Origin of the sequence: Nocardia sp. CA-107356 (assembly GCF_050946365.1) — a bacterium.
Taxonomy (GTDB): domain Bacteria; phylum Actinomycetota; class Actinomycetes; order Mycobacteriales; family Mycobacteriaceae; genus Nocardia.
On the sequence record NZ_CP191992.1, the window covers coordinates 3,145,869 to 3,168,292 of the forward strand.

Consider the following 22,424-nt stretch of genomic DNA (forward strand, 5'->3'; position numbering starts at 1 on the left):
GCCCAGCCTAAGTTGTCTCAGACAGATTTGGGAACCCCTTGCCGGTGACGTCGGGCGCGAGCGCATTCGCGACGCGGCGCCCCGTGTGGTCTTCGCGCCGGGATCGGCGCTACTTCATCGGCAGGCCGCCGCCGCCGACGTCGGTGATCTTCCAGTCGGAGTTGCGGTCGACAGTGACGGTATAGGTGACGGTGGTGTGCGCGCCGTCGGGATTCTGGGCGTTGGTGGAGCTGACATCGACGAATACGTCGACCTGGTAGACACCGCTGTTATCGGAGATGACCTTGGCGGTGATCGGGTTGCCGGTGGAGGTCCACTTCAGCGGTGTGAGCAGTTCCGCGAGTTTCGGCGCGGTGGCATCGAATTTATTCGCCAGGGTCGGTGCGGTGTTCTGCTTGAGTCTGCCCACCCACGAGGCGAATTCGGCGTAGTTGACCGTCGATGCGCCGACGGCGTACTCCGTGGCGACCTGCTCGGCGTGCTTGTTGTCGGCGGCAACGGCGTCCCGGTCGGCGAGGTCGCCGTGGGCGGCAATGAGGAATCCGGCGAGCGTGACGGCGAGGACGGTCACCGCGGCCGATGCCGCGCCCCAGGCGACGGTCGCGATCGGGATGGAGATCGAACGGTGTTGGGCCGCAACCGTATCGCTCGGCGCATCGGTTTTGGTCGTATCGACTGTCATGGCTGCTCCGGAAGATGGCTATTTGACGGTGATCTGGAAGTTGAGCGTGCCGTCGGGGCTGGTCGCGCTGAGCGCCTGAGTGATGAGACCGCCGATATCCAAGGGGTGCACGGCATGTGTCGCGAGTGCGGCCAACGGTTGCAACAGCGGGATCAGCGACGACAGGTCGGGTCCGATCTGGTCGATCTCGGCGGCCAGTTGGCGCAGGAACGGGACGAGGCCGACGGTTTCGGTGGTATCGGTGAGATAGTCGGCGGGCACATCACCCTTGCGGATCACCCTGGCGATCGAGGCGGCCACTTCGCTGACCCGAGGCCCGAATGCGGCCCACGGATCGGCGGCATCGTGCAGAGCCGGCCCGGACCACGACATATCGGAGGCCTTGGCCTGGAATGCGATCAGCATGTCGCGGATGACATCCGAGCGTGCCAGCAGCGTTGCCGCCAGCAGATCCGTGGACCGGGACAACTGCGGAATGACCGCCTCGGTACCCGCCAGCCCCTGGCTGAAGGTATCGATGATGGCGCCCATCGCCGCCGGATCCAACTGGTTCAGGATGCGCGTCGCGGTCTGGGCCACCTCGGGGATGGAGATCGGCATGACGATCCGGTCGGCGTCCACCGTCTGCCCGTCGCGCAGATACGGGCCCGCCCCGCCGTCGCGCGGGCGGAAGTCCAGATATGCTTCGCCGAGTCCGGACAGACTCTCGATCCGCGCGATGCTCGAGGTCGGGATGCGGTATTTGTCGTCGACACGGAACCGCACGGCGACCTGGTTGCCGGTGTGCGACACCGAAGTCACCTTCCCGACCTCGATACCCGACAGCAGCACCTTGGACCGGGGCAGTAGGCCACCGGAGTCGGTGAGCACCATGGTCGCGTCGGTGTAGTTCTTCAGCCAGCCGACCTTGACCACGCCGAAACTCAGGTAGCTGCTGCCGACGATGAGGATCGCGGCGATGGCGGCCAGCGAGAAGACCGAACCGGGTTTGATACGACGGGATTTCATCGCACCGCGCCGATCATCCGCAGGCTCGCGATAATGCGATCGACCTGGTCATCGGTGGAGACCGGCGCGCCCTCGATGCCGATGTGGGTCAGATTCACTTTCGGTCCTCGCTCCACGAACGGGATGACCTTGTCGCGCAGCAATGTCACCAAGTGGTTGAGGTTGGACGGCGCGGACAGATCGAGTGGGTTGGCCGCCAACAGCATTGGCACGAAGGCCTTCGCGGTGGCGTCACCGGCCTGCAGGAGAGGTCCGAGCCAGGCGATCGCGTGCCCGATGATGCCGAGGGCGCCGACGACACCGAGGGTGAGCACCAGCGAATTCGCGAACGTCGGGATATCACGCGCACCACGTTCGGAGAGCAGGACATCCAGCTCTTCCTTGTTGTCCAGCACCGCGCCGAGATCCGATTGGATCGCATCGAGCAGGCGGCCGACCGAGTCCAGATTGTCGGCCACGTCCTGGGCGTCATGGCCGAGCGTCTGGAAGATCCGCGCTGTTTCGGTCGCCTGTGCGGGCAGCACCGCGTTGGTGCGGTTGATGATCTCCTGCATGCTGTGCAATGCGCCGCCGCCGATGAAGGTGGACATGCCCGCCATCAGATCCTCGATCTGCAGTGCGGGCCGGGTCTGTTGCAGCGCAATGGTGCCGCCCGGTGCGATGGTGCTGGCGAAATCGGCTGGGGGAGTACTGAGTCCGATGTAGATATCGCCGAGGACGGTGTTCTGGCGCAGTTGCGCGGTGGTGGTCGTCGGCAATTCGACCGAGGCGGAGATGTCGACGACGGCGTCGATACGGCCCGGATTCTGTGCCGACGGGTCGACGACGGTGACGCTGCGCAGGCTGCCGACCTGTGCGCCGTTGGCCACCACTTTGGCCTGTTTCGGCAGGTTCAGCGCGTTCGCGAATTCGATCCGCACCTGATAGGTCGGACCAGCCACCGACGCCCCTGGCACCGGCACCGACGAGGGGTCGAAAGCGCATCCGCCGAGCAGCATTACGGCCACGAGCCCGGTTCCGGCCCGTCGTATGAGGGTGGAGTTTTTCATCGGGCACCTACCGGTCCGAAAACGAGCGCGGCCAGGTCGACAGTGGCGAGACCGTTCGCCCCGCTGCGGCACCGGCCGGGTGTCACGGCGTTCACCGCCGCACAGATCTGGTCGGCGTTCTCTTGGGGCAGTGCGACTTTCGGCGGCGCATAGGTGAGTTTCACCTGTCCGCTCTGCGGGTCGATCGCATGCTGGAAGGCGCCGACGAGCGCGGGGATCATATCGATAATCTGTTGCAGCGTTGCGACATTGGCGCTCAGCAGGCGCAGATGCGGCGCGAGATCGTCGAGTCCGCGCAGTATTTCGCGGCCGTACTTGCGCGAGATGTCATTGAACATCGGCAAGTCGACGAGCAGCGAGTCGACCAATTGCACCACCTTCTGCCAGATCTCGTTGACGAAGGCGATACCGGCTCCGGCGTTGACCAGTGCGGTCTTGATGTCGTCCCAGTTGGTCGAGATACTGGTCGAGAGCTGACCGATCGCGTCGATCAGTGCGGCGATATGCCCGATGGCGGCATCGGGGGCGCGCAGCGCGGTGCCGAGGTCCTTGATCAGGCCATTGATGGCGGGTCCTGTTCCGGCGGTGGCCCTTTGGAAGGCCGCGACGCTATCGCGGATGCGCGTCTGTTCGCCCGGTGCGCCATGGGCGTTGAGTTCATCGGCCAGCCGCGAGAAGGCGGAGAGGGATTCGGTGATGCTCTTGGGTGTGAAGGTCTGGGTGATGCAGGTGTCGTGGTTCCACTCGGGGCCGCCGGGCTCGCCGAGTACCGCGAGATCGCGGTCGGCGACGAGGGTGTCGGAGACGGTGGTCGCGCTGACCTGCCCTTGCAGCGGATGGTCGGCGTTCACCTCGAAAGCGACGCGCACACCGTCACCCTGTGGCTCGACCGAGGTGACGCTGCCGACCGGCATGCCGAGCATGGTGACGTGGTTGCCGAGGTAGAGACCGACGGCGTCCGGCATGATCGCGCAGTAGCCGAGCGTCTTGTCCAAGGGCCGAAATGCGACAAGGTAGCCCGCGACCGCGAGGACAGCGAGGACGATCCCGCCGATGATGGTGACGAAACCCTGGGAACCGAAGAGGCGTTTCACGAGGTCAGCACCCCTTTCCCGGGACCGGGACGCAGGTGGTGATCGTATCCGCCGACTGATCGATGACAATGCCGTCCTGCGGATTCACCGCCGTCTGCAACTTCTCCTTCACACCGCGCAGCGTGTTGAGCGAATCGTCGAGTTTCCCGACCAGTTCGCGCAGTGCGGGCAGTGCTTGCATCAGCTTGTCGACCATCGGCTGTAGTTGCTCGCGCCAGGACGGTTCGAGCGCCGCGATCCGGGAAAGCAGTTCGGCGGCGATCCCCAGTGCCTCGGTGATCTCGGCCTTCTTGTCCAGGCCCTGCACCTCGAGTAGACCGATCTTGCGGACGAATTGGCCGACCAGCGAACGGTTTCCGTTGATGACGGTGAGGAATTCGTCGGTGACAGTCAGCGATCGCGAGACCTCGGCGTTCTGCCGGTCGAGGATGGTCACGAAGGTTTGCATCGCATTTCCCATGCGGCGCAGGCCATCCGGGTTCTGATCCAGGGAAGTCTGCAAAGCCGCCAGATTCTCGCGCAGCGTCGTGGCATCGACATCGGCGACCGGTTTGGCCGCATCCTGCAGGGTGCGCACCAGGCTGTAGGGCAGTTTCACCCGATCGGGCGCAATCGCCGTCTTACCCAACGGTTTCTGCCCCGCCGGGGTCATGGCCACATAGTGGCCGCCGACGATGGTGAGCATCCGGATTTCCAGGGTGGTCGCATCGCCGACGAAGACGTCGCGGTCCACGGTGAACCCCATCTTCACCCGATCCGGCTGCAGCTCGAGTGAAGTCACCGCGCCGACGGTGATTCCGGCGACTCGCACCTGATTGCCGACGCGAATCGACTGTGCCTCGGGTAGATAGGCGGTGTAGGTGGCCTTGCCGATCGGCAGTACGTAGATCACCGCGGTCGCGCCGAGCGCGAGGACGAGTGCAAGCGCCCCGAGGAGGCCGAGGCGCAGTTCACGGCGCTGTTTGGTGGCCTCGTGCCGGTCATGTCCGTGCTTCAGCTGTTGCATATCGAAATCCTTTGCCCGGCAATCAGTACCGCCACCATGGACGGCACCTGGGCCCGGCCCTTCGAGCACGTGAGGTCGACCTGAACCCCGGTGCGGCCCGAGGGCGCCAGCGTGGATAGCGATTGCAGCAGGCCGGGGAGTTTGCCGAGCAGATCCAAGGCCGTCGCCGGATCCGGAAACAGCAGGTGCAGATCATTGTCGAGATTCGGGTTCGCGACTTCGGTGAAACCGAGGGTGGTCAGCAGGCTGTTGAGCGGGCCCAGCGCGGACGGGGCGACGTTGGCGAAGTCGATGAGGCCGTCGAGTTTCTGTTGGAATGCGGTGAACACATCGGAGAGGCCGCGCAGCAAGGTCACCAAATGCGGTGAGCGACCACCGATCTGGTTGGAAATCGACTCCAGATTGCCGACGATCGTTGCGAGCACGGCCTGCCGATCCGATACATAGGAGCTGAGCCGCCCGATCGCGTCGAGCGCGGGCCCGACCCCGGAACCGTTGCCCTCGATCACCGCGAGCACGCTCTCGGTGAACTGGTTGAGCGCACCGGGGGAGAACTCCTGCAGCACCGGCTGCAGCCCGTTGAAGAGCTGGGTGATATCGAAGGACGGGATGGTGCGATCCGGGCCGATGGTGAGGCCCTGCGCCTGTTTCGGCGTTGGATGCTCGGGTTGGCGGATATCGATATAGCGCTGACCGGTCAGCGACTGGTACCGGATGGCGAGCACGCTGGAGTCGTAGACCGGCCGGTCCCGTTGCACCGTCAATTCGACCGCGGCGCGGCCGTTTTCGAGGGAGATATCGGCGACCTTGCCGACCGCGACACCGAACATGCGCACGTCGTCACCGGTTTTCAAGCCATTGGCGTCGGTGAATTCGGCACGGTAGGTGGCGGTATCGCCGTCGACCGGCCGGATGATGGCCGCCGCGATCACCGCGAGCAGCGTGATCATCGCCGCGGTGAACAGTCCGAGCTTGCAGGCCACCGCGAGGGTCGAGGTCGGCTTCATGATGCGCCTCCCAACATGGCGAACCCCTGCTGCCCGAGCAGCGGCACGGCGATGCCCGGTACTCCGCGCAATGTGATGGCGGCATTGAGCGTCGGTCCATTCGGGGTGTCGGCGAACATGCGATCGAGGCGCTGGATCAGTTCGGTCAGCTCGGCATGGGACTGTCCCGGGTTCGGGACGGTCGCGGCAAGGGTGGCGACCAAGGGGGCGAACATCTCGGCGTAGCCGGAGAAGTGTTGGCGGGCAATGTCACCGATGGTGCCGATGGCAGGAAAGGCCTGGTCGGTGAGCATGGAGATGGACGTGTCGTATTTGAGCCGGTCGTTCTGCAGGACCTCGATATCGAGCACCGACGCGAGCAGTTTGAATGTCGAGGAGGTGAATGCGCCCAATCCGTCGTAGAACGAGGCGTATTGGTCGATCAGGTACGACGACGGGAAGCGCTGGGTGTCGGCGACCGCCCGGCTCAGCATGATGACGGCTTCCAGCATCGGGGTGAAGGCCTGCAGTTCGCCACTGAAAGTCTGGAGTAACGTGGCGAATTGGGGTGTGAAGACCTCGGTCGATGTCTCGGTGAGGGCACGCAACAGCCGCCCCATGGTGGCATCGCCGACCCGATTCGCGTTCGCGCCCGCGAGGTCGACGACCGAACCGGAGCGCAGTGGGGTACCGCCGTCGGCCCGCTTCAGGGCTAAGGCGCTGATGCCGAAGAGATTCTCCGGTGCATAGTCGACGGCGAGATCATCGGTGAGTCCGGAGGTTTGGGCCTTGTCGAGGTCGAGGGTGATGAGCTGGCGGCCCTCGCCGACGCTGGCGATATCGGTGATCGTGCCGACATCGACGCCGTCGAGACGTACCGAGGTGCCTTCGATAATGCCCTCACCGATCTGCTCGGTGCGCAATTGCACCCGCATGCGCTCGCCGTCGGGACGGTTCTGATATCCGGTCCAGACCAGCGTGACTCCGACGGCGACGACCAAGGCCGCGGTACCGAGGGCGCGCGAACCGCGCTTGCCCATGGTGACGCCCGGCAATCCGTAATTGGGCATCTGCTCACCCCGGGAATTCGATCGAGGAGTTGACGCCCCACAGCAGCAGGGTCATCACCATATCCAGCGCGATGATCGCGACGAAGCTGGCGCGCACCGCGCGACCGGATGCGATGCCGACGCCCTCGGGTCCGCCGGAGGCGAAAAATCCGTAGTAGCAATGGATCAGGATGACCGCGACGCCGAACACCAGGATCTTGACCACCGCGGCGAGCACGTCGTAGCCGCTGGTGAATTGGAAGAAGTAGTGCTCGTATACCCCACCTGCCTGTCCGTGCAGCAGCACGACCACGGTGTCGCAGGCGAGGTAGCTGAGGATCAGGGCGATGAGGAAGGTCGGCACGATGGCGATCGCACCGGCGATGACCCGGGTGGTCACCACGAACGGAACCGAGCGCAGGCCAAGGGATTCGATGGCGTCGATCTCCTCGGAGATCCGCATGGAGCCGATTTCGGCGGTCATCCGGCAGCCCGCCTGCGCGGCGAATCCGACCGCGGCGGCGATGGGTGCGAGTTCACGGGTATTGGCGAAGGCGGACACCACACCGGTGACCGGGCCGAGTCCGAGCAAGTCGAGGGTGGTGAAGCCCTGGATGCCGACACCAGCGCCCATGGCGATGCCGAGCACGATCAACATCGGCACCGTGCCGCCGCCGACGATGACCGAGCCACGGCCCCAGGTCATATCCGTGATGGTGCGCATGGTTTCGGCGCGATAGCGATTGAGCGTCAACGGAATAGCGGCCAAGGCCTGGAAGACGAAGCCGAGCGCGAAACCCGCGTTCTCCAGCGGCGCCGATACCCGGGCCCGGTCGATGAGGCGGTTGGCCCAGCGAAATCCCTTGGGTACGTACGGAGTAGCGATCATCACGCCACCCGCAGCGGTAGGAACATGGCGACGACCTGGGTGATCACCAGATTCACCACGATGATCGATGCCACCGACAGCACGACCGCGGCATTCACGCCGTCGGCTACGCCGCGCGGCCCGCCCCTGGCCTCCAGCCCCCGCTGGCAGGCAACGATCACCACAATGAATCCGAACAGCACCGCCTTGATCATCGAAATCCATACATCGGTGAGCACGGTGAAGGAACCGAAGGTGGCCCAATAGCTTCCGGGCGTGACATTCTGCGCGCCGATCGCGACCGCGTAGCCCGCGACTATGCCGACGAAGATGATCAGCACATTGAGCAGCGGCGCGACCAACATCATCGCGGTCACCCGCGGAATCACCAGCCGATGGACCGGGCTGATGCCCATGGTGCGCAGCGCGTCGATCTCCTCGCGAACGGTGCGCGCGCCGAGGTCGGCGGCGATCGCCGACGCGCCCGCGCCGCCGAGCAGCAGGCCGGTCGCGATCGGCGCGCCCTGCTGGATGACGCCGAGTCCGCCCGCCGCGCCGATCAACGAATCCGCGCCGAGCTGATGGATCAGATTGCCCACCTGCACCGAGACGACCACCCCGAACGGCACCGCCATCAGTACCGCGGGAATTGCGGTGACGGTCACCAGATACCAGGACTGGCGCAGCATTTCGTGCCATTGGAACTCGCGCGCGACGATATCGGAGACGGTGCCGCGCGCCGACTCGAGACCGAGGTCGACCACGCGACCGAAGGTGCGCAGGCTCGACAGCGTGGTATCGGTGAGATTCTTCCGCGCTATCTGTGTCGCCGTCGGTGCCGCACTCGGCGCGTCGGAGTCCATCGATCGTTCCTCCCTCATTTCCCCCGCAAGGCCACGCTATGTGCCAGGCCGCACTGCCCGTCGACGTGACACGTCAGAGTCTTGACAGATCTCGACAGTCGTTGCTGTGGTGACCGCGAGTGGCTGTGAACGCGCTCACCAACTGCCCCCGGTGTGATCGACACCATCGGCTGCCAGGGGCAAACGCTAACATTGCCGAGTAGGGAAAACAACAGGATCAATTTCGTTTGACGGCAAGTACTTCGGTGCAATCTTCACATCGACTCCGGCGGCGTTGCCCGACGTCGGAAGGGTATGACGATGACGCAGACCCGGGAACGAACCGCACCCGAACTATGGTGGCGGCCATGGACACCAGCTGACAGCTGGCTACGCGATGTTGCTGAACAATGTGGAGGTGCCCCGATCCTGGTGCGTGGCAGGTCTGGTCGATCGGGGCATGGTGCGCGGCCATGTCGATCTCGGCGCGGTACTGCCGGGGAAGACGATCCGCTCCGAATTCGTCCCGAAATGCCACTGTCCCCGTTGTGGTTTCAGCGGGATTGCCGTCAAATGTGCTGTCCCGTTTCGGGGTTGCTGGTGCACACCGCCGAGGATCTGCCGCTCCCCGATGCGCGCACCGATCGGGCGAGCCGAGATACGTTTGGTCATCGAAATGCTCATCCGAGGCGTGGCCGGGGGACCCGAGCGGCCCGGCGGGGTAACGAGGTCTACGGCGCGGGCGATGGCAATGCGTACACTGGCCCAGCCGGAACTATCTGAAACAGGTGTCCGTCAGCCGACGTTGGGAGGAGCAAGTGTCAACACGACGTGACGACATTCTCGACGCGGCACGGGACCTGATCGTGCGCGACGGGTATGCGAGCGCCAGTATGCACGCCATCGCGCGGGCGGCTGGCCTCACCCGGCCAGCGCTGTACGGCGAATTCGGTGATCGGGACGAGTTGTTCGAGGCACTGCTCGATCGCGAGGACCAGCGGGTGCAGGAGATGGCGGCTGCCGCGACCCCGGTGTTACCGCAGGGCGTTGACCTGGCCACGATGGCATCGCATGTCGCGGTCGACGTCGTCGATATCTATCTCGACCTCGTGGTCGCGGCACCGGAAACCTGGCGGTTCGTACTGATGCCCGGCGATGGTCTACCCCGAGCGGTGCACGGCCGAGTCGATCGCACCCGCAATGCGATCCGTGAGCGCAGCCAGGCGCTGATCGCGGTGCTCGGCGCACTGAGCGAAAAAGATATCGACAGCGAATTGCTGAGCCACGCGGTGATCAGCGCGAGCGAGACCGGAGCCAGGATCGTGCTCGCCGAGGGGGGCTCCGAACGTCGCGAGGCGGTGGCGGAGACACTGCGCTGGGTGGCGCGTCGAGCGGTCGCGTCGGTCGGAGCCGGGGAGACGTAGCCATGGCGAACGCGAAACAAGCAGCGCTCCAGAAGAAAGCGCCCCAGCAGAGGGCATCCGATAAGCGGGCGGTGTCCGATAAGCCGGGCGAACCACTGCCGACCAAGCGCAAATACGCCAAACGGCTCCAGCCCGCCGACCGGCGCGAGCAACTGCTCGACGCGGCGCTGCGGATCGTTGCCGAGGAGGGGTTCACCAGCGTCAGCATCGCCGCCGTCGCCGAGCGTGGCGGGGTGACCAGACCGGTGGTGTACGACTCGTTCGGCAGTCGCGATGAACTGCTCGAGGAACTCATCGAACGCGAGACCGCCCGCATGGCCGCCGCGGTCGAACGCTCGGTCGACGGTGCTGTGACGCCCGACTTGGGTACTGCCACAACCGAACAGCTGCCCGCGATGCTCGGGCGGTTCCTCGCAGAGGTGCGCTCGATGCCCGACACGTGGCGCCTGGTGTACTTCCCGATCGACGGCGTCCCTCCGGTATTGCGGGATCGAGTCGCCAAATCGCGCGACGAATTGCGCGCGCCACTGGGACACGCGATCGACCTGTGGTTGGCGCAACAGCCCGATGCCGATGAGGTGGACGCCGATGTGCTGACCCAGGTTGTGCAGGGGACCATTCAGACCGCGGCACGTCTGGTGCTCGACGATCCCGATCGATTCGGTATCGATCGGATTCTGGCTCTGTTCGACTACGTGTTCTTCGTTGAGCCGTAGCGACTTTCGGTAGTCACGCCGCGAGTGCCTCGGCACGCACTTGCCGTGCCCGAGTTCGGCGAGCCGGGCGGGCCATCGAATCGGTCGGGGCCGCGGGCTGTCAGGGACGTTGGTAGAAGGCGTCGATACGGGCTCGTGCGAGGGACTGTCCGGCCTCGAGAATGGCGTGAGGTTTCGCCGATGCCAGGGGTTTTCCGCCCGCGGTGGTGATCGGCTCGGTCAGGGCGAAGAGCTGGAAGACATAGCGATGCGGGCCGTGACCCTTGATCGGCGCCGGACCGAGGTAGCCGCGGCCCCACCCCGAACGCAGCACCCGCACACCCGGCGCGGGATCGTCGGCGTCGAGTGCGCCCTGCGGTATGTCGTTGACGGTGGGGTCCAGCAGGGCGACGGCGTGCACGAACGGCGCCTTCGTCGGTGCGTCGGGATCCTCGATGACCAGCAGCAGCTGAGCTGTCCCCGCGGGTGGTGGTGACCACGTCAGCGCGGGTGAGCGGTCCCGGCCGCCGACCCGTTTTCCGGCATGAATCGTGTTCAGGGATGACTCGTGGTCGAAGTCGGGACTGGTCATCTGGAAGATGGTGGCCTCGGCCAGATTCGGACGATGCCAGGCCAGGCCCTGGTCACCAGCACGTCGGTTCATGAGCAGCTTGCCGACGATTGACATTGCAATCTCCTTGGTAGACAGTCGATTTCAGAGCTTGCGCGCGTGCGCTGAAACGAGCAGTGGCTGCGCGAACCGGAAGATCTCCACGGCTGCGTCGAATTCCGGTGTCGTGGCAGAGCACGGGCTGTCGGGCCATTGTCCGGACATCGCAGCGTTGGGCCACGCGTGGCCACCGCCGAATACAGTCCACGCCGTCACCCGGCTACCGCCGACTCCGCCATCGACCGTGTGGCGGCTCGACAGTGCGGTCGTTGCCGTCGCGCCCTCGCCGTGGCACCCGTCGATCGTTCGCCACCGCTCGGCGCTCTCGGTCAAACCCAGTGTGCGGCCACGTAGTTCACCGTTGCGCCCGCGATGTCGGGAATAGCCGCCTTCGATCGGCTGAATCGGATCGGCGGTCCCGTTGATCAGCATCGCCGACACGGCATGGGTGGGCTGGATGTCACTCAACGCGACCGGCAGTGCGCCAGCGACCGCGGCGAAGACCGGGACCCGATCGCTGAGTTCCAGCGCCACCCGATGAGACATGAACGCGCCGTTGGAGATTCCGGCGACGACGGTCTGATCCGACCGGGTGCCGAATCGGTCGGCACACCAGTCGATCATTGCCCGTAGAAAGGCGATGTCATCGATATCGGCCTCGTCGGCTGGTGTCACCCCGCGACCGTCCGCCCAACATCGGTGCCAGCCATCGGGATACGCCACCGCGATACCCCATTCGTCGGCGTGCGCGCCGAAGCCGAGCCACCGGTCCATGAGCTGTCCGACGCCGCCGGACAGGAGCCGCTCGTCGGCACCGGACAGATTGCCGTGCAATGCCATCACCAGCGGCGCGTCGCGGTCCTGGGGTGGTCGCACAGTGAAGGTGCGAGTGCGTCCACCGACCGTCAGCTCGCTCGCTACCAGGTCCTCGGCCATTCGATGTCATCCTCGGTGCTCGATCTGTGACGCCAGATATACAGTTAGGCTGCGCAGTTTTGCTGTACTTTAGTGAATTGTGAGCGGTGAGACAAGCGACCACGAGACGATCGCCGAAGAACTGCAGTCGGTGGTCGGCGCCCTGGTCCGGCGCATGCGCTCGGCTTCTCCGGGCCGCGAGCTGTCGCTGTCGCAGGTGTCGGTTCTCAAACGCGTCGACTGGGACGGGCCCGTGACAGTCACCGACTTGGCCCGCGCCGATAAACTCCGCCACCAATCGGTCGCCGCTACGGTCGCCGCCCTCGTCGACCGGGGCTTGGTGCGCCGCACCGCCGACAGCGACGATCTACGCCGCAAACTCTTGATCCTCACCGAGGCCGGCCGCGCACTTCTCGCCGAACGGCGCCTGGCTGGCCACGAACACCTCGCCGAACTCATCGACGATCGACTCACCGCCGCCGAGCAGGAGCAGGTGGCGACATCGCTGACCCTGCTGCGTCGGCTACTCGACTGACTCCGCGAAGGCCGTTTCACCCAGTGCCCGTACGCCCGGCCGACGCACGCGGCGGTCAGTGGTTCCGGCCCAATCCACGGATGCTGTGGACCGTCGAGAAAGTCGTGCACGAATCGCTGGAATCGATATCGGTCCTCCGAAGCCGTTGGCCGCCCAAGCGAGATTGGGGGATTTCTGGCTGCCGCAACGCGGGATATTCGTCGTGGGCGAGGCATGTTTCGAGCAGTACGATGCGGCGCGCCATCAGGCGGCCCGCCCCGGGTAAGATCACAGGCAAATCATCACCTGTGGACAACGCCCCGGCTGGAGTGCCATGTGTCGCTTGTTCGGGTTGTCGGCCGCACCGCAGCGGGTGCGGGCCACGTTCTGGTTGCTCGATGCGCCGGACAGTCTGTCGGAGCAGAGCAGACGTGAACCCGATGGCGTCGGTCTTGGCACCTTCGCCGCCGGCGGGGCTGCGCTGGTGGAGAAGCAGCCGATCGCCGCCTACCAGGATGCCCAATTCGCTCGGGAAGCGCGGGAACGAGAATCGACGACATTCGTCGCACACGTTCGCTATGCCACCACCGGTGGCATGCAACCTCGCAATACCCACCCGTTCGAACAGCATGGCCGACTGTTCGCGCACAACGGTGTGCTGCACGGCCTCGACGAACTGGACGCCGAACTCGGCGCGTACCTCGGTCTGGTGCACGGTGATACCGACTCCGAACGGTTCTTCGCCCTCGTCACCCAGCGCACCGATTCACACGGCGGCGACGTCACGGCGGGGATCACCGACGCGGTCCGGTGGATCGCGGACCGGCTGCCGGTCTACGCGCTCAATGTGGTGCTGACCACGGCGACGAACCTGTGGGCGCTGCGGTATCCCGACACACACGACCTTTTCGTCCTCGAACGCGCGGCGGGCGGACCACACGGCGGTCGGCATTTGGACCATGCCGGACGCGCGGGGATTCGAGCGCGCAGCGCACACTTGAGCGAATTCCCGGCGGTCGTGGTGGCCAGCGAGCGCACGGACGAGGACCCCGGCTGGCGGGCGCTGGAACCGGGCGAACTGCTGTACGTCGATGGCGGCCTGCGCACCCACTCGACTACCGTCCTCGATACCCCGCCGCGCTATCCGCTGTCGCTGGCACAGCTCGACAGCCGCGCGGCGGCCGCCCAATCGGGGCGGTGATCGCACATTGCCCAGGCGAAATGGATTCCGCGCTCAGTCGTTCAGTGCGTGGACGAGTTCGGTGAGGGTTTCATCGCTCGGTGCGTAGGGCTGATAGAAACAGACGCGGTCGGAGATCGCGCCGACGCGGTCACGGATATCGGCGGCGACCGCTGCGGGTTTGCCACGGGCCGCTATGGTGCCGAGGATATCGTCATCGATCAGTTCGCCCATCTCGATCCAGCGGCCTTGTTTGGACAGACGGTTCAGTTCGGGCTGTAGATCGCCCCAGCCGTGATGATCGAGGACCGGGCGGTAGGCCGGAGTGGAGCCGTAGAAACCGAGCAGGCGGCGGGTCGCGGCGTCGGCCGCTTCCTGCTCCTCATCGGTATTGCCAACGGCGACAATGACTTCCGGAAGTACTGCGAATTCGGTCGGATTGCGGTTCGCCCTGGCGAGGCTGTCGCGGACCCTGGGCATGATCTGTTCGTGCAGGTATCGCTTGGAATTGAACGGCATGACCAGCAGGCCGTCGGCGACTTCGGCGGCCATGGTGGTCATCCGAGGACCGAGCGCGCCGAGATAGATCGGCGGCGGACCGAAGGGATTGGGGCCCGGGTTGAACGTGGGGGTCATGAGGGTGTGGCGGTAGTACTCGCCACGAAAGTCCAAGCGGGTGCCCTCGTTCCAGCACGCGAAGATCGCGCGCAGTGCCCGCACCAACTCGGCCATCCGCTCGACCGGGTGGTGGAAGTCCGCGCCGAAACGCTTCTCGATCTGCGGGCGGATCTGGGTGCCGAGGCCCACAATGAATCGGCCCGCGGCCAGCAACTGGAGGTCGTTGGCCTGGTGGGCCAGGTGAATCGGGTTGCGGGGGAAGGCGATGGCGACATTCGTCATCAAATCCATACCCGCGACGGTCGAGGCGAGCGTCAGCGGAGTGAAAGGGTCGTGCGGTCCCTCGAAGGTGAAGACACCACCGACCCCCATATCCCGTAGTGCGCGCGTCCGCTGCTCCGCATCCGCGGGACCGTAGAGTGCGGTATGAACTCTCACTAGCCAGCCCAATTCGTCATCGTCGACGTACTCCCCGGACGCAAGCCGGGGGATTTCATCTCGCCAACTGTAGCGAGCGTCCACGCCCCCTGCTCACCGCCGTTACTCGGCGGTGAGCTCTATCAGCAGCTCGGCCGCATCGGTATTGCCTCGGTCGGCAAGCAGCCGCAATTCGTCCAGGTCGCCGCGCTCGGTCGCGAGTTCGATCAGCTGATCGGTCGCGGTGGTATTGCCGTCGTCGGCGAGTCGTCGCAGTTCGGCGATGTCTGCGCGCTCGGTGGCGAGTTCGATGAGTAGGTCTGCCGCATCGGCATTCCCCCGGTCGGCGAGTCGGCGGAGTTCATCCGCATCGCCCAGCTCTCCGGCGAGTTCGACCAGCTCATCGACCGCGTCCGCATCCCCGCTCTCGGCTCGTTCCCGCAGCTCGGACAGATCGGATTCAGTCATGACGCAGCACCTCTCCCATCATTGGGCGATATCGGAAATCCACGATACGCATGCCGATCTTCGACGACCCGGATCGACACCAGTGGTCGGGGGCTGCGATCGGAACCGACTACGATCGCCTAGCTGTGCATGCGGAAATCGAGATGGTCGCGCTCCCGGCGGGGCAGGTGACGTTGTCGGATCGGCGGACCCAGCGGAGCTGGGCGGTCGAGGTCTCTGGGTATCAGATGGCGGCGTTTTCGGTTACGCAGTCGCAGTATGAACAGGTCACCGGTGTGTGGCCGAGCAGTGTTCGCGGTGATCGGCTGCCGGTCGAGGGCGTCTCGTGGTTCGACGCGATCGGGTTCTGCAATGGGCTGTCGTCGCGTGCGGGTTTGGGCCCCGCGTACCGCGTGCACGATGACGAGGTCGAGTGGGACGCCACGGCGAACGGGTATCGGCTGCCGACCGAGGCCGAATGGGAGTATGCCTGCCGTGCAGGTACTACCGGACCGCGTTATGGCGAGATCGACGAGATCGCTTGGTACCGAGGCAATTCCGAGGAACGAAGTCACCAAGTGGGCGGCAAGCTGCCCAACGCGTGGGGGCTGTACGACATGCTCGGCAATGTCTGGGACTGGTGCTGGGATATCTACGACGCCGAGGTGTACGGCTCGTATCGGGTACTGCGCGGGGGCGGGTGGTCCGACGAGAAGTGGAGCTGCCGGGCCTCGGTGCGGCGGCGTAGTCATCCGACCTACCGGATCGATGATGTCGGATTCCGGATAGCGCGTTCGATATTCGTCTGAGCCCGCGCCTTATCGCTGGCCGCTCGCGAACTTCGGCAGCTTGCGCGTACCACGCCCATCGAACGCTCGCATCAATCCGGTCAACGCTCGCAACCGTGTCCGCGAGGCCGGGTACCATGCCAACTCGCGCTTCATTGCCGGTAAGCGCGGCACCGTAATCGCTTGCTGGCGACAGTATTTCCGGATTCCGGCGGCACCGCCCCACCGCGCACCGATCCCGGAGTCCTTCCATCCGCCCATCGGCAGCGCGAAGCTGAACAGATTCGCGAAAGCGTCATTGATATTGACCGCTCCTGCCTCCAGTCGCCGCGCCACCCGCTCACCGCGCTTGCGGTCGCCGGTCCATACGGTGGCCGAGAGCCCGTAGACCGAATCGTTGGCCAAGCGCACCGCCTCGTCCTCGTCGGCGACCTTCATGACCGGGATGGTCGGGCCGAAGGTCTCCTCGCTGATGCACGACATCGTGTGGTCGACATCCACCAGCACCGTCGGTTCGAAGAAGGTGCCGACGCCAGTTGCCTTGCCGCCGACGGTGATTCGCGCACCAGCGGCCACGGCCTGCTCGACATGGCGGGTGACGATATCGCGCTGTGCCTCGGTTGCCATCGCACCGATATCGAAGGCGAACCCGCGTCCGTCGTGCCCCTGCCGCAGTTTCCGCACCTGTTCGGTCAGGCTGGTCACGAACCGGTCATAGACCGGCGCCTCGACATACACCCGCTCGATCGACACACAGACCTGTCCGGAATTGAACAGCCCGCCATAGGCGATGCCCGCGGCCGCCCGGTTGATATCGGCGTCCGCGAGCACGATGGCCGGATCCTTGCCGCCGAGTTCGAGGCTGTACGGGGTCAGGGTCGCGCCGCAGGCCGCGGCGATCGCCCTACCGGTCTTGGTGGACCCGGTGAACTGCACGTAGTCGACCGCCTCGACGACCGCCCGCCCGGTATCCCCACGTCCGGTGGACACCGCGAAGACCGGCGGCGCACCGATCGCCGACCATCCCCGCGCCAGTGCGACCGCGCTCAGGGGCGTCACCTCCGACGGCTTCACCAGCACCGCGGCACCGGCCATCAGCGCGGGCAGCGCATCGAAGCACACATTGAGCAGCGGGAAGTTCCACGGCGTAATGATCCCGACCACCGGATGCGGACGATAGGCCTTGACCAGACGTTTGGTCCGGCCGAGCGGGCTGTGTGGTGCCGGGTGTTCGTCGAGGAGGAATTTCGCGGCATTGCGCGCCCAGTATTTGATCAGGTTGACCGCGGCGGGCACCTCGATTTCCGCGTCGTAGCGCGTTTTACCGGTCTCGGACTGGACCACATCGGTGAGCTCGTCGGAATTGTCGATCAGCCAATCCTGCAGCCGAAATAGCCATTCGGCGCGTTTATCCGGGCCGATCGCCTCCCATTCCGGCTGGAACAGGCGCAATTCGCGCACCGTCGCGGCGACGGCGGCGCTCGATTCGTCGGGCACCCGGCCGGTGACGCTACCGTCGGCGGGATTGTGTACCTCGATGTCGACCTGCGGTTCTGCGGTGTCCATCCGGCTCACCTCCTGTGTTGTGCCTGACCTCCAGCCTGGCACCTGGATGGCACCCGATCGGCGGATTCACGATTTTCCTGCCATGCAGAAGGAATGATTGATATGTTCCGCCAATAGCAAGACCGGCTTCGACGAGGATGCAGTTCGGTGTTCGATTGGGATCTGTTGCGCAGTACATCCAGCGTGCATGTGCTGATGCAATTGGCGCAGGAACGAGGAATGGCGCCGGAGGTCTGCCTGCAGGGCACGGCACTGGTGCCCGAGGCGGTGATCGATCCCAATGCCGTGGTGACTGCGCGCCAAGAGGTGCGCGTCGTGCGAAATCTGCTCGCGCGATTCGGCGATGAGTCCGGTTTGGGAGTCGAGGCGGGGGATCGCTACCACATTGCGCTGTACGGGCCCTGGGGTCTGGCGCTGCTGAGCAGCCGCACGGTGCGCGAGGTGATCGAGGTTTCGCTGCGCTACATCGACCTCGCCTTCGTTTTCGGCCGACTGACCTTCGAGGAGGGTGCGACCGAATCGCGGCTGATCTTCGACGACTCCGAGATTCCGGAAGATGTGCGATCGTTCCTGACCGAACGCGTCATCACCGGCATCCAGACCATCGGCCGGGAACTGTTCTCCGCGGGGGTGCCCGCCACCCGGGTCGGCTTCCGGCACCCCGCTCCGGCGGATACGACGCGTTACCGCAACGTGTTCGGCGTCGAGCCGGTCTTCGGCGCGACGGTCAACGAATTGGCCTTCGACACCGCCTATCTCGATGTCGCGCTGCCACAGGCCAACGAATGGGCGCGGGGCATATGCGAACAACTCTGCCGTGATCTGCTCACCGCGCGCCGCGCCCGCACCGGTGTCGCGGGTTCGGTGCGCGATCGGCTGGTCCGCAATCCGGGCGCGATTCCGGATCAAATCGCGGTTGCCGCTGAACTTTTCATGAGCCCGCGAACACTGTCACGTCGGCTGCGAGAGGAGGGCACCTCGTTCCGCACTCTGCTCGACGAGGTTCGGGAGATGATGTCGGAGGAGCTGCTGAGCCACACCGATATGACCACCGAACAGGTGGCCGCGCGGCTCGGCTACGCGGAGGCGGCATCGTTCATTCGCGCGTTCCGGCGCTGGAAAGGCTGTCCGCCACAGGAGTTTCGGGCACGGACGGTCGCGCCGATCAGGGCTGCGCCCAAATCCGCGCTGGACCGGACCCATCTGGTCGGCGCCGGTTAGCCGACTGTCGTTGCGCTACCGTCTATTTCGGGGCGCTGCCATCCGTGGATCGTCGCAGCCGCAGTTCGGATCCTGTACCTCGCCCGCCGGGAAACCCCTTCCGAGCAGCGTCGCCTCCATATCGTGTCGCCGGAGACGTTCGTGGCCCAGCTGTGCGACCACTTCGTCCCAGTGCGTTGCTTTCCGTAGGACGCCGGTAGCGATCCGGCCGCGCCGCGGCCCGGCGAACAACCGGGCGCCCATGAACGCTTCTCGCCGGTCGTCGGGATCGGTCATTCAGGGTGTCGACTTGCGCTCGTCGTTCGTTGCCCTGAGGCGGAGGGCGGAGCACTGGCGACGTCGGTCTCATCGGCGCGGCAGCATTGGTCCGCTGCCACGACTTCCTGAACGCAGCTAGGAATTTGCTCGACGGCGGGACACAATATTGGGAGGGATGAATGTTCCAGGGTGATCTGTCGTATCCGACTGATCGCCTCGCCTGCACTGATCGGAGGCGGAACTGACGACATGCATCGAGGCGGAGAGCGCCCGAAAGGGCTTTGTGTTTCCGCGCTGGCGGCGGTTGCGAACCCGTCGTACTCGCGAATCGACACGTGGAATCTGCTCGACGACGCGTGCCGTCAGCTCGCCGATGTCAACCGTGCCGGGCTGGACACCACCCACGAAGTCGCCCGGGTGCGGCGACTCCTCGATCGTCTCGGCGCCTACGAGCGGTACTGGCTGTACCCAGGCGCGGCGAGACTGGCGGCGTTTCGCGGATATGTCGCCGATCTTGCAACGGTGCGGCTCACCGAGGAAGTGTCCTTGGCCGTGCGCCTGCTCTCCGAGTACGGCGACCGCACCGCTGTGTTCGACACATCCGCGCCGTTGGCCGATCAGGAACTCGTGGCGCGGGCCAAGCAGCAGCAGTTCTTCACCGTTCTGCTAGGCGACGATTCCCCGCCCGAGGCTCCCGAGAGCCTGGCGGAGAGCCTGCGGGCGCTTCGCGACCCGTCCGACGATGTGCAATTCGAGTTGCTTGTCGTGTCGAGCATCGAGGACGCCATCACCGCCGTCGCATTGAACGGCGAGATTCAGGCGGCGATCATCCGGCATGACCTGCCGCTTCGTTCACGCGACCGGGTGCCGTTGATGACCACGTTGCTGGGCGCCAACGACGACGTGGTCGTGACCGACCGCACCCAGAACTGGGTTGAATGTGGCGAGTGGATCAGGCAGCTGCGGCCTCATATCGACTTGTATCTGGTCACCGACGAGTCGATCGCCGCGGAGACCGAGGACGAGCCGAACGTCTACGACCGCACGTTCTATCGGCTCAACGACGTCACCGACCTGTACAGCACGGTGCTCGCCGGCTTCCGGAGCCGGTTCGCCACGCCGTTTTTCGACGCTCTGCGTGCCTATGCGGCCGCGCCGGTCGGCCAATTCCACGCCCTTCCCGTCGCGCGTGGCGCCAGCATCTTCAACTCCAAGTCGCTGCAGGATATGGGCGAATTCTACGGTCGCAACATCTTCATGGCCGAGACGTCGTCCACCTCCGGCGGGCTGGACTCACTGCTGGACCCACACGGCACGATCAGGGCGGCGATGGACAAAGCCGCGAAGACATGGCGTGCCGATCAGACGTACTTCGTCACCAATGGAACATCCACCGCGAACAAGATTGTCGTGCAGGCCCTGACCCGGCCAGGCGACATCGTTCTCATCGACCGCAATTGCCACAAGTCGCACCACTACGGCCTGGTACTCGCCGGGGCATACCCGATGTACCTGGACGCCTACCCGCTCGAGCCGTTCGCGATCTACGGAGCCGTGTCCCTGCACACCATCAAGAAGGCGCTGCTCGACCTCGAGGCGGCCGGACAACTGGACCGAGTGCGCATGCTGCTGCTCACCAACTGCACCTTCGACGGCGTCGTCTACAACCCCCGGCGCGTGATGGAGGAGGTCCTGGCGATCAAGCCGGACATTTGCTTCCTGTGGGACGAGGCGTGGTACGCGTTCGCAACCGCAGTGCCGTGGGCACGGCAGCGGACTGCGATGGTTGCCGCCGCGCAACTCGAATCGACGTTGTCATCGCCCGGGTACGCCGCGCAGTACCGCACGTGGCGTGCGTCGATGCAGGGAGTCGACCGTGCCGAGTGGAGCAACCACCGGCTGCTTCCCGACCCCGGGCGCGCGCGGGTACGGGTGTACGCGACGCATTCCACCCACAAGTCGCTGTCGGCGCTTCGACAGGCGTCGATGATCCATGTCCACGACCAGGATTTCAAAGCGCTCGTCGGCGAAGCGTTCGATGAGGCGTTTTTGACCCACACCTCGACGTCGCCGAACCAGCAACTCCTGGCGTCGTTGGACTTGGCGCGTCGGCAGGTCGACATCGAGGGCTTCCAGCTGGTCCGCAATGTCTACGACATGGCGCTGGTCTTCCGTCACCGCGTCCGCAAAGACCGGCTGATCGGCAAGTGGTTCCGCATCCTCGACGAGGCCGACCTGGTGCCCGACGAGTTCCGTGCCTCTGAAGTCAGCTCGTACCGGCAGGTCAGACAGGGTGGTTTGGCAGAGTGGAACGAGGCGTGGCGGTCCGATCAGTTCGTGCTCGACCCGACACGGGTCACCCTGTTCATCGGCAAGACCGGCATGAATGGGTACGAGTTCCGCGAGAAGATCCTGATGGACCGTTTCGGCATCCAGATCAACAAGACCTCGATCAACAGTGTGCTGTTGATCTTCACGATCGGCGTCACCTGGTCGAGCGTGCACTACCTGCTCGACGTGCTGCGTCGGGTGGCTACCGACTTCGAGCGCAGCCAGAGCGCGGCCGGTAAGGCAGATCGCGCCCTGCAACAGCGTCGGGTCGACGAGATCACCAAATATCTGCCAGCGCTGCCCGACTTCAGCGAGTTCGACAGCGCGTTCCGTCCCGACGGCGCCAGCTTGTTCGGCGACATGCGATCGGCCTTCTACGCCGGGTATGAGGAGCCCGACCGCGAACACGTCCTGCTCGGCGACGCCGGGCGACGGCTCGCCAAGGGGATGACCCTGGTGTCCACCACCTTCGTCGTCCCCTACCCGCCCGGCTTCCCGGTGCTGGTCCCGGGGCAGGTGATCTCGACAGAGATCTTGTATTTCCTGGCCGAGCTCGACGTCAAGGAAATTCACGGATACAACCCCGACCTCGGGTTGTCGGTCTTCACCGAGGCCGCGCTCGCGCGGCTGACCGCGGCGCGGCACGCGGGTGCCGCGGCGGCCGACGGTGTGCCGGAGGCGCTCCGGCGCCAGCAAGCCACCGTCGGGTAGGGATCTCGCGAGCTGTCCAGCAGGTCTTCTGCTACTGGACAGCTCTGCGGGTGCGGCGGTTGCTGAGCTGCCAGGTGGCGGCGGC

The 22,424-nt window shown here is 65.2% G+C and carries 22 protein-coding genes and 1 pseudogene; 7 read left to right on the forward strand and 16 right to left on the reverse strand.

Annotated features, from left to right (window positions below; all coding sequences use genetic code 11):
• Nucleotides 1–109: 109 nt before the first annotated feature.
• The 10 genes from ACQP1G_RS14050 to ACQP1G_RS14095 form a co-directional block, all read right to left on the reverse strand.
• Complete coding sequence (locus tag ACQP1G_RS14050; protein WP_433203398.1) at nucleotides 110–682, reverse strand: hypothetical protein; 573 nt, start codon at nucleotides 680–682, stop codon at nucleotides 110–112.
• A gap of 18 nt (nucleotides 683–700) precedes the next feature.
• On the reverse strand, nucleotides 701–1,690 hold the full coding sequence (locus ACQP1G_RS14055) for an MlaD family protein (RefSeq protein ID WP_433203401.1): 990 nt from the start codon (nucleotides 1,688–1,690) through the stop codon (nucleotides 701–703).
• Nucleotides 1,687–2,739 (reverse strand): MlaD family protein, encoded by a 1,053-nt coding sequence (locus ACQP1G_RS14060; protein ID WP_433203404.1) that lies wholly within the window; start codon nucleotides 2,737–2,739, stop codon nucleotides 1,687–1,689. Before ACQP1G_RS14060 ends, ACQP1G_RS14055 begins: the two co-directional genes overlap by 4 nt.
• Nucleotides 2,736–3,833, reverse strand: a complete 1,098-nt coding sequence (locus tag ACQP1G_RS14065; RefSeq protein WP_433203407.1) for an MlaD family protein — start codon at nucleotides 3,831–3,833, stop codon at nucleotides 2,736–2,738. The genes ACQP1G_RS14060 and ACQP1G_RS14065 overlap by 4 nt, the downstream gene beginning before the upstream one ends.
• 4 nt (nucleotides 3,834–3,837) lie before the next feature.
• Nucleotides 3,838–4,839: an MlaD family protein gene (locus ACQP1G_RS14070; RefSeq protein WP_433203410.1), complete on the reverse strand. Its 1,002-nt coding sequence runs from the start codon at nucleotides 4,837–4,839 to the stop codon at nucleotides 3,838–3,840.
• Nucleotides 4,827–5,846, reverse strand: a complete 1,020-nt coding sequence (locus tag ACQP1G_RS14075; protein ID WP_433203413.1) for an MlaD family protein — start codon at nucleotides 5,844–5,846, stop codon at nucleotides 4,827–4,829. Before ACQP1G_RS14075 ends, ACQP1G_RS14070 begins: the two co-directional genes overlap by 13 nt.
• Nucleotides 5,843–6,895 carry an MlaD family protein gene (locus tag ACQP1G_RS14080; RefSeq protein ID WP_433203416.1) on the reverse strand — a complete coding sequence of 351 codons (1,053 nt, stop codon included), beginning with the start codon at nucleotides 6,893–6,895 and terminating at the stop codon, nucleotides 5,843–5,845. Before ACQP1G_RS14080 ends, ACQP1G_RS14075 begins: the two co-directional genes overlap by 4 nt.
• Nucleotides 6,896–6,899: 4 nt before the next feature.
• Entirely contained in the window at nucleotides 6,900–7,763 is an 864-nt protein-coding gene (locus ACQP1G_RS14085; RefSeq protein ID WP_433203419.1) for an ABC transporter permease, read from the reverse strand.
• Complete coding sequence (locus ACQP1G_RS14090; protein ID WP_433203422.1) at nucleotides 7,763–8,605, reverse strand: MlaE family ABC transporter permease; 843 nt, start codon at nucleotides 8,603–8,605, stop codon at nucleotides 7,763–7,765. Before ACQP1G_RS14090 ends, ACQP1G_RS14085 begins: the two co-directional genes overlap by 1 nt.
• A 369-nt stretch (nucleotides 8,606–8,974) precedes the next feature.
• Nucleotides 8,975–9,256, reverse strand: a complete 282-nt coding sequence (locus ACQP1G_RS14095) for a hypothetical protein (RefSeq protein ID WP_433203425.1) — start codon at nucleotides 9,254–9,256, stop codon at nucleotides 8,975–8,977.
• 146 nt (nucleotides 9,257–9,402) lie between these two features.
• On the opposite strand from ACQP1G_RS14095, the gene ACQP1G_RS14100 reads away from it, so the two are divergent.
• Complete coding sequence (locus tag ACQP1G_RS14100) at nucleotides 9,403–10,008, forward strand: TetR/AcrR family transcriptional regulator (protein WP_433203428.1); 606 nt, start codon at nucleotides 9,403–9,405, stop codon at nucleotides 10,006–10,008.
• A 2-nt stretch (nucleotides 10,009–10,010) separates the two neighbouring features.
• Nucleotides 10,011–10,724 (forward strand): TetR/AcrR family transcriptional regulator, encoded by a 714-nt coding sequence (locus tag ACQP1G_RS14105; RefSeq protein WP_433203431.1) that lies wholly within the window; start codon nucleotides 10,011–10,013, stop codon nucleotides 10,722–10,724.
• Between the two features lie 100 nt (nucleotides 10,725–10,824).
• Here the strand turns inward: ACQP1G_RS14105 and ACQP1G_RS14110 are convergent, their stop codons facing one another.
• Both ACQP1G_RS14110 and ACQP1G_RS14115 read right to left on the reverse strand, forming a co-directional pair.
• Nucleotides 10,825–11,391 (reverse strand): YbhB/YbcL family Raf kinase inhibitor-like protein, encoded by a 567-nt coding sequence (locus ACQP1G_RS14110; RefSeq protein WP_433203434.1) that lies wholly within the window; start codon nucleotides 11,389–11,391, stop codon nucleotides 10,825–10,827.
• A gap of 27 nt (nucleotides 11,392–11,418) precedes the next feature.
• Nucleotides 11,419–12,309 (reverse strand): alpha/beta hydrolase family esterase, encoded by an 891-nt coding sequence (locus ACQP1G_RS14115; protein ID WP_433203437.1) that lies wholly within the window; start codon nucleotides 12,307–12,309, stop codon nucleotides 11,419–11,421.
• 79 nt (nucleotides 12,310–12,388) lie between these two features.
• Between ACQP1G_RS14115 and ACQP1G_RS14120 the strand changes: the two genes are divergently transcribed.
• Together ACQP1G_RS14120 and ACQP1G_RS14125 are read left to right on the forward strand one after the other, a co-directional pair.
• On the forward strand, nucleotides 12,389–12,823 hold the full coding sequence (locus ACQP1G_RS14120) for a MarR family winged helix-turn-helix transcriptional regulator (RefSeq protein ID WP_433203440.1): 435 nt from the start codon (nucleotides 12,389–12,391) through the stop codon (nucleotides 12,821–12,823).
• Between the two features lie 313 nt (nucleotides 12,824–13,136).
• On the forward strand, nucleotides 13,137–14,003 hold the full coding sequence (locus tag ACQP1G_RS14125; RefSeq protein ID WP_433203443.1) for a class II glutamine amidotransferase: 867 nt from the start codon (nucleotides 13,137–13,139) through the stop codon (nucleotides 14,001–14,003).
• A 33-nt stretch (nucleotides 14,004–14,036) separates the two neighbouring features.
• On the opposite strand, the gene ACQP1G_RS14130 is transcribed toward ACQP1G_RS14125, so the two are convergent.
• Nucleotides 14,037–15,038 (reverse strand): TIGR03617 family F420-dependent LLM class oxidoreductase, encoded by a 1,002-nt coding sequence (locus tag ACQP1G_RS14130; protein WP_433208498.1) that lies wholly within the window; start codon nucleotides 15,036–15,038, stop codon nucleotides 14,037–14,039.
• Nucleotides 15,039–15,140: 102 nt separating this feature from the next.
• Entirely contained in the window at nucleotides 15,141–15,485 is a 345-nt protein-coding gene (locus tag ACQP1G_RS14135; RefSeq protein WP_433203446.1) for a hypothetical protein, read from the reverse strand.
• 143 nt (nucleotides 15,486–15,628) lie between these two features.
• On the opposite strand from ACQP1G_RS14135, the gene ACQP1G_RS14140 reads away from it, so the two are divergent.
• Nucleotides 15,629–16,273, forward strand: coding sequence for a formylglycine-generating enzyme family protein (locus tag ACQP1G_RS14140; protein WP_433208501.1), 645 nt, complete (start codon nucleotides 15,629–15,631; stop codon nucleotides 16,271–16,273).
• Nucleotides 16,274–16,282: 9 nt separating this feature from the next.
• Here ACQP1G_RS14140 and ACQP1G_RS14145 read toward each other — a convergent pair whose 3' ends face one another.
• On the reverse strand, nucleotides 16,283–17,818 hold the full coding sequence (locus ACQP1G_RS14145; RefSeq protein WP_433203449.1) for an aldehyde dehydrogenase family protein: 1,536 nt from the start codon (nucleotides 17,816–17,818) through the stop codon (nucleotides 16,283–16,285).
• A 147-nt stretch (nucleotides 17,819–17,965) separates the two neighbouring features.
• On the opposite strand from ACQP1G_RS14145, the gene ACQP1G_RS14150 reads away from it, so the two are divergent.
• A complete protein-coding gene (locus tag ACQP1G_RS14150) occupies nucleotides 17,966–19,039 on the forward strand; it encodes an AraC family transcriptional regulator (RefSeq protein WP_433203452.1) in 1,074 nt (357 codons plus the stop codon).
• Between the two features lie 15 nt (nucleotides 19,040–19,054).
• Here ACQP1G_RS14150 and ACQP1G_RS14155 read toward each other — a convergent pair whose 3' ends face one another.
• On the reverse strand, nucleotides 19,055–19,315 hold the full coding sequence (locus tag ACQP1G_RS14155; RefSeq protein WP_433203455.1) for a hypothetical protein: 261 nt from the start codon (nucleotides 19,313–19,315) through the stop codon (nucleotides 19,055–19,057).
• Nucleotides 19,316–19,546: 231 nt separating this feature from the next.
• Here ACQP1G_RS14155 and ACQP1G_RS14160 point away from each other — a divergent pair.
• A pseudogene (locus ACQP1G_RS14160) lies at nucleotides 19,547–22,303 on the forward strand (aminotransferase class I/II-fold pyridoxal phosphate-dependent enzyme); the annotation flags it as partial.
• Between the last annotated feature and the right edge of the window lie 121 nt (nucleotides 22,304–22,424).

Coding starts and splice junctions, on each gene's coding strand:
- ACQP1G_RS14050 (WP_433203398.1), bottom strand. CDS start 682: ATGACAGTCGATACGACCAAAACCGATGCGCCGAGCGATACGGTTGCG.
- ACQP1G_RS14055 (WP_433203401.1), bottom strand. CDS start 1,690: ATGAAATCCCGTCGTATCAAACCCGGTTCGGTCTTCTCGCTGGCCGCC.
- ACQP1G_RS14060 (WP_433203404.1), bottom strand. CDS start 2,739: ATGAAAAACTCCACCCTCATACGACGGGCCGGAACCGGGCTCGTGGCC.
- ACQP1G_RS14070 (WP_433203410.1), bottom strand. CDS start 4,839: ATGCAACAGCTGAAGCACGGACATGACCGGCACGAGGCCACCAAACAG.
- ACQP1G_RS14075 (WP_433203413.1), bottom strand. CDS start 5,846: ATGAAGCCGACCTCGACCCTCGCGGTGGCCTGCAAGCTCGGACTGTTC.
- ACQP1G_RS14080 (WP_433203416.1), bottom strand. CDS start 6,895: ATGCCCAATTACGGATTGCCGGGCGTCACCATGGGCAAGCGCGGTTCG.
- ACQP1G_RS14085 (WP_433203419.1), bottom strand. CDS start 7,763: ATGATCGCTACTCCGTACGTACCCAAGGGATTTCGCTGGGCCAACCGC.
- ACQP1G_RS14090 (WP_433203422.1), bottom strand. CDS start 8,605: ATGGACTCCGACGCGCCGAGTGCGGCACCGACGGCGACACAGATAGCG.
- ACQP1G_RS14095 (WP_433203425.1), bottom strand. CDS start 9,256: ATGACCAAACGTATCTCGGCTCGCCCGATCGGTGCGCGCATCGGGGAG.
- ACQP1G_RS14105 (WP_433203431.1), top strand. CDS start 10,011: ATGGCGAACGCGAAACAAGCAGCGCTCCAGAAGAAAGCGCCCCAGCAG.
- ACQP1G_RS14110 (WP_433203434.1), bottom strand. CDS start 11,391: ATGTCAATCGTCGGCAAGCTGCTCATGAACCGACGTGCTGGTGACCAG.
- ACQP1G_RS14115 (WP_433203437.1), bottom strand. CDS start 12,309: ATGGCCGAGGACCTGGTAGCGAGCGAGCTGACGGTCGGTGGACGCACT.
- ACQP1G_RS14125 (WP_433203443.1), top strand. CDS start 13,137: ATGTGTCGCTTGTTCGGGTTGTCGGCCGCACCGCAGCGGGTGCGGGCC.
- ACQP1G_RS14135 (WP_433203446.1), bottom strand. CDS start 15,485: ATGACTGAATCCGATCTGTCCGAGCTGCGGGAACGAGCCGAGAGCGGG.
- ACQP1G_RS14140 (WP_433208501.1), top strand. CDS start 15,629: ATGGTCGCGCTCCCGGCGGGGCAGGTGACGTTGTCGGATCGGCGGACC.
- ACQP1G_RS14145 (WP_433203449.1), bottom strand. CDS start 17,818: ATGGACACCGCAGAACCGCAGGTCGACATCGAGGTACACAATCCCGCC.
- ACQP1G_RS14155 (WP_433203455.1), bottom strand. CDS start 19,315: ATGACCGATCCCGACGACCGGCGAGAAGCGTTCATGGGCGCCCGGTTG.